The following is a 4,417-nucleotide window of genomic DNA, read 5'->3' as shown; positions in this document are numbered from 1 at the left end:
CGGCGACGAGCGTCGTCTCGGCCGGGTCGACGCCGGCCTGCCGCGGTGACTCCATCTGCTCTCTCTTTTCGGTGGGCGGCCCTAACTGTACCGCTCCTCGTTCCACGGGTTCGCGGAGTCGGAGTACCCCCGCTTCTCCCAGTAGCCGAGTTCGGGCTCGGTGAGGAACTCGACGCCGCTCACCCACTTCGCGCCCTTGTAGGCGTACTTGTGGGGCGTGACCACCCGGAGCGGCCCGCCGTGTTCGGCGGGGAGCGGCTCGCCGTCGAACGCCCAGACGAACATGACCTCCCGGCGGTCACACTCCGCGAGCGGGAGATCGGTCGTGTAACCGTCGTGGGCGTGGAACATGACGTGCTCGGCGTCGTCCTGCACGCCGACCGCGTCGGCGAGTTCGGGGAACGGCAGCCCGGTGAACTCGCAGTCGAACTTCGACCAGCCGGTGACGCAGTGGAAGTCCTGAATCTGGGTCTCGGGCGCGAGCGCTTTGAACTCCGCGGCGGAGAACTCCCGCTCGTCCTCGACGGCGCCGGAGACGGTGAACGTCCAGTCGTCGTCGACGGCCGGCGTCTCCCCCTTCGACAGCACCGGGAAGCTCTCGGTCTGCCGTTGGCCCGGCGGGAGGCGCTCGCCGTCGAACTCCTCGTGGAGCGCCGTAACGTCCGTAGTCATACTCGAACCCAGTGGGTCCGTTCACCTATGGTTATCGGAATCGGCGGGCCGAGAGGTGATCGCGACGACACCGCGAACCGGAAGGAAAGCGCTTCTACGGCACGTTCTCCGTTCGGGGGGATGCGCCAACGAACTTAAATACCCGCTGTGCCAAACCCCCCTGACAGATGCCCAAGGTCGATCTCACCGTCCCCGAGCACCTCGAAATGCAGATCGCACAGCTCGTCGAGCAGGGCGAGTTCGTGGATCGGAACGAAGCCGTCGAAGAGCTGCTCTCGACGGGACTGAAAGCCTACAAGACCAGTGGCCCGATGGACGACGAGGAGCCCGAGTACGAGGAGGAGGGCATGATGGGCCACGAGGACGAGTACGTCTTCTGACGCCGTTTTCCGCGAGTATCGCTCGCAGCCCTGAGTCTCGGCCGTCCGTGTGAGACATCACCCCAATAACGTTTAACCGCCGGAACCGCGTGGTTCGGGTATGCACAAGGACGAACTGCTCGAACTCCACGAACAGATGGTGATCATCATGGAGAACTTCCGGGACCGCGAGGACGTCGAGGAGGGGACGTTCGACGAGTACGACGAGCTCGACGTGGACCCCTCCCACGTCCACAAATCCAAAAGCGAGCACAAACACGCCGTGTTCGTGCTCGGTAACGCCCTCGCCAACGCGATGAGCGACGACGAGTTCTCCTCGGCCGGCCGGATCGGTAAGCGGATGCAGGAGCTCGCCGAGGACGCCGAGAGCCGACTGTAAATGAGCGAGCCGGCTCGGCTCGCCCGGGCCCGCACGGTCGCGGAGCTGCTGGACGCAGCCGTCACGCTCCCGCTGGTCGGGGACGTCGGGATCGACGGCATCGTCGGCCTGCTGCCCGTCGCCGGGGACTGGCTGATCGTCCTCCCATCGACGTACATCGTCTACCAGGGCTACCGACTGGGGATGCCCAAACGCACCTGCCTCTGGATGCTGCTGCTCGTTCTACTCGAAGCGGCGCTCGGGAGCGTCCCGCTGTTCGGTGACCTGCTCGACGTCGCGTGGAAAGGCAACCGGCGGAACGTCGCACGGATCGAACGTCACGTCTCCGCCGACTGACCTCACTCGTCGAGCCACGTCTCGGCCCACTCGGCGATCTCGTCGAACGCGCCGTGAAGCTCCTGCCCTTTCCGCGTCAGCGAGTAGTACACCGCGACGGGGCTGCCCTCCGCGACTCGGCGCTCGACGTACCCCTGCTCCTCCAAGTCGTCGAGCACGCGCGAAAGCGTCTGGGAGTTGGCGTCGGTGGCGCGCTTGAGTTCGTTGAACCGCAGTTCGCCCTCCCTGAGCACGTGGATGACGGTCATCCGCCAGCGGGAGCCGATCTGTTCGAGCGTCTCGATCACGGGGCAGTCCCGGTACTCGGCTTCGAGGTCGGCGGTCGATGACATCGGTGTAACCTGGTCACGCCGACGTTCGCGGAACTATTTGTCGGTCACTCTCCAACATCAGGTGTGACGACGTAACCACGTCGTCGTGACACCCACCATGGACGTACTCCTACTCGGCGCGAGCGGACGGATCGGACGACGAACCGCGACGGAGCTTCTCGACCGGGGGCACCGCGTCACTGGCGTCTCCCGGAGCGGGGCGGTCGAGGGCGTCGACGACNNNCCCCCCGCCGGCGACCCCACCGACGCCGCCGCGGTCGCCAAGCTCGCGGCCGGCCACGACGCCGTCGTCTCGGCGCTCGGCCCCAGCGAGGACGAGGACCCCGAGGTGCTGACGACGATGATCGAGGCCGTGATCGAGGGGATGCGCCGCGGCGGCGTCGACCGCCTCGTCTGGACCGGCGGCGCGGGCATCCTGCGTGTCGGCCCCGACACCCGCCTCATCGAGACCGACGACTTCCCCGAGGAGTGGGTGCCGGTCGCCAGCGCCGCCATCGACGCCTACGGGCTCCGCGAGGAGATCGAGGACCTCGAGTGGAGCTACGTCGCGCCCGCGGCGCTGATCGAACCCGGCGAGCGGACCGGGGAGTACCGCACCGCGGTCGACGAACTGGTGACCGACGAGTCGGGCGACAGCTACGTCTCGATGGAGGACTTCGCGATCGCGCTCGTCGACGAGCTGGAGTCCGGCGACGGCGTCCACGAGAAGTTCGGCGTCGGCTACTGAACACGCGAGGCGGGACGTTTTTGCTCCCGCCAGCCGACCGCCCGGCCATGTCCTCCACCGCCGAGGAACCGAGCGATCGGTTCCTGACGATGCTGGGCGTCGGATCGGCCCTGATGCAGATCGTCGCCTTCACCGCCGTCGGCGTGCTGACGCTCGAAAGCGTCCCCTACGGCGTCGCCGTCGGCGGCCTCTCCGGGGTCGGCGCGTTCCTGTTCCTCCCGTGGTTCGTCGGACTCTCGGCCGCGATGGACGACGGCGAGCGGTTCGCCGCGGCGACGGACCGCGTCGATCGGAGCGCCGGCCCGGGGCTGCTCGGGCTCGGCCTCGAAGTCGGCGCGATCGGCATGCTCGCACTCGGGTTCGCTCGCGGCCCCGACCTGCTGCTGGGACTCCCGGCCGGGCTGGCCGTCGCCGTCGGCGTCTACCTCGTCGGCTCGTTCCTGCTCGCTCGGTAGGCGTGTCCCCCCGGTTCACAGCGTCCGGGACATCCGGTGAGCAGCGCCCATCGGGCTCACCGTCGAGAAGCCAGCGTGGCTGTAGAATCGCTGAATCCCGCGATTCCGTGATTCGACGGTCAGCCAGACGTACCTGACGCCCTGCTCCCGGGCGTACCCCAGCCCGTTCGCCATGAGGCGGCTGCCGACCCCGGCGTGCTGGTACTCCTGGTGGACGAAGATCGCGAGTTCGTGGCGGTCGATACCGTCGGGGACGAAGCTCACGTGACCCACGGGCTGCCCGTCGTGGATCGCGACGACGTTCACGCCGTCGAGGAGGTCGTCGATCCACGCCTCGATGTTCTCGGTGCCGACCGGGGGCGTCCCCTGTGCCCGCAGTTCCGGGTCGAACTCGTGATACATCTCGACCAGCCCCGCGAAGTCCTCCTCGCGGTACGGCCGGACCCGTACCTCCCGCCCCTCGCCGTCGACGAACGTCTCCGGGGGCGCAGTCGGGCGGATCCGCGACGGCCTGATGCGATCGAGGAGTCCGTCGACGCCCCAGCGTAGCTTTCCTATCACGACTCTCCACCTGTGGTACTTGTGCACATATCACGAGTCGATCCGTATAAACGCTCTTGCCGGGGGATAGCCCCCGGAACTAAGCCGCCGCCGGCGCAGGAGGGGGTATGGACGCGAGCCTCGTTGCGGAGAAAGTCGAGCAGGCCCGCGACGCCGTCGCCGAGAGCGACGCCGACGTGTGGCTGATCTTCTGCCGGGAGACCGACGAGATCCACGAGCCGACGCTGCCGTACGTGCTCGGGTTCGACGTGGTCTGGCCGACCGCGATCGTGATCGGATCCGAGGAGTCGACGGTCGTGCTCGGTCAGCACGACGCGCCGACAGCGGAGGAACTGGGCGTTCACGAGGTCCGGCCGTACGACGAGTCGATCGAGGAACCCCTCCGGGAGACGCTCGCGCGGCTGGGCGCCGAGACGGTCGCGGTCAACTTCGATCGGGACGACAACGTCGCCGATGGGCTGACCCACGGGATGTACCTCCGACTCGACGACCTGCTGCCCGACCGGGAGTTCGTCGGTGCCGGCGGGATCGTCGCCGACGTGCGCGGGATCAAGTCCGGGACCGAACACGAGCGC

The 4,417-nt window shown here is 67.8% G+C and carries 9 protein-coding genes; 6 read left to right on the top strand and 3 right to left on the bottom strand.

Features of this window, described 5'->3' with window-relative positions; genetic code table 11:
* Positions 1-81: 81 nt before the first annotated feature.
* Complete coding sequence (locus tag ACFR9S_RS01960) at positions 82-672, bottom strand: sulfite oxidase-like oxidoreductase (protein WP_379732464.1); 591 nt, start codon at positions 670-672, stop codon at positions 82-84.
* A 167-nt stretch (positions 673-839) separates the two neighbouring features.
* Here ACFR9S_RS01960 and ACFR9S_RS01955 point away from each other — a divergent pair, with 167 nt between their 5' ends.
* From ACFR9S_RS01955 to ACFR9S_RS01945, 3 genes are all read left to right on the top strand, one after another.
* A complete protein-coding gene (locus ACFR9S_RS01955; RefSeq protein WP_053947743.1) occupies positions 840-1,052 on the top strand; it encodes a DUF7120 family protein in 213 nt (70 codons plus the stop codon).
* A 100-nt stretch (positions 1,053-1,152) separates the two neighbouring features.
* On the top strand, positions 1,153-1,431 hold the full coding sequence (locus tag ACFR9S_RS01950) for a UPF0058 family protein (RefSeq protein WP_379732463.1): 279 nt from the start codon (positions 1,153-1,155) through the stop codon (positions 1,429-1,431).
* Positions 1,432-1,767, top strand: a complete 336-nt coding sequence (locus ACFR9S_RS01945; RefSeq protein ID WP_379732462.1) for a DUF4112 domain-containing protein — start codon at positions 1,432-1,434, stop codon at positions 1,765-1,767.
* 2 nt (positions 1,768-1,769) lie between these two features.
* Here the strand turns inward: ACFR9S_RS01945 and ACFR9S_RS01940 are convergent, their stop codons facing one another.
* On the bottom strand, positions 1,770-2,099 hold the full coding sequence (locus tag ACFR9S_RS01940) for a winged helix-turn-helix transcriptional regulator (RefSeq protein WP_379732461.1): 330 nt from the start codon (positions 2,097-2,099) through the stop codon (positions 1,770-1,772).
* A gap of 97 nt (positions 2,100-2,196) precedes the next feature.
* On the opposite strand from ACFR9S_RS01940, the gene ACFR9S_RS01935 reads away from it, so the two are divergent.
* Both ACFR9S_RS01935 and ACFR9S_RS01930 read left to right on the top strand, forming a co-directional pair.
* Positions 2,197-2,826, top strand: coding sequence for an NAD(P)-dependent oxidoreductase (locus ACFR9S_RS01935; RefSeq protein ID WP_379817950.1), 630 nt, complete (start codon positions 2,197-2,199; stop codon positions 2,824-2,826).
* A gap of 47 nt (positions 2,827-2,873) precedes the next feature.
* The gene (locus ACFR9S_RS01930; protein WP_379817948.1) at positions 2,874-3,281 is read left to right on the top strand and encodes a hypothetical protein; all 408 of its coding nucleotides are present in this window, start codon (positions 2,874-2,876) and stop codon (positions 3,279-3,281) included.
* A 15-nt stretch (positions 3,282-3,296) separates the two neighbouring features.
* On the opposite strand, the gene ACFR9S_RS01925 is transcribed toward ACFR9S_RS01930, so the two are convergent.
* Positions 3,297-3,842, bottom strand: coding sequence for a GNAT family N-acetyltransferase (locus tag ACFR9S_RS01925; protein WP_379732317.1), 546 nt, complete (start codon positions 3,840-3,842; stop codon positions 3,297-3,299).
* A 107-nt stretch (positions 3,843-3,949) separates the two neighbouring features.
* Between ACFR9S_RS01925 and ACFR9S_RS01920 the strand changes: the two genes are divergently transcribed.
* Positions 3,950-4,417 (top strand): aminopeptidase P family N-terminal domain-containing protein (locus ACFR9S_RS01920; protein WP_379817946.1); only part of this gene is annotated, 468 nt, incomplete at its 3' end.

Origin of the sequence: Halolamina salina (assembly GCF_042678005.1) — an archaeon.
GTDB lineage: Archaea > Halobacteriota > Halobacteria > Halobacteriales > Haloferacaceae > Halolamina > Halolamina salina.
The sequence above is the reverse complement of the archived record's forward strand: the minus strand, read 5'-3'. Positions and strand labels throughout refer to the sequence as shown.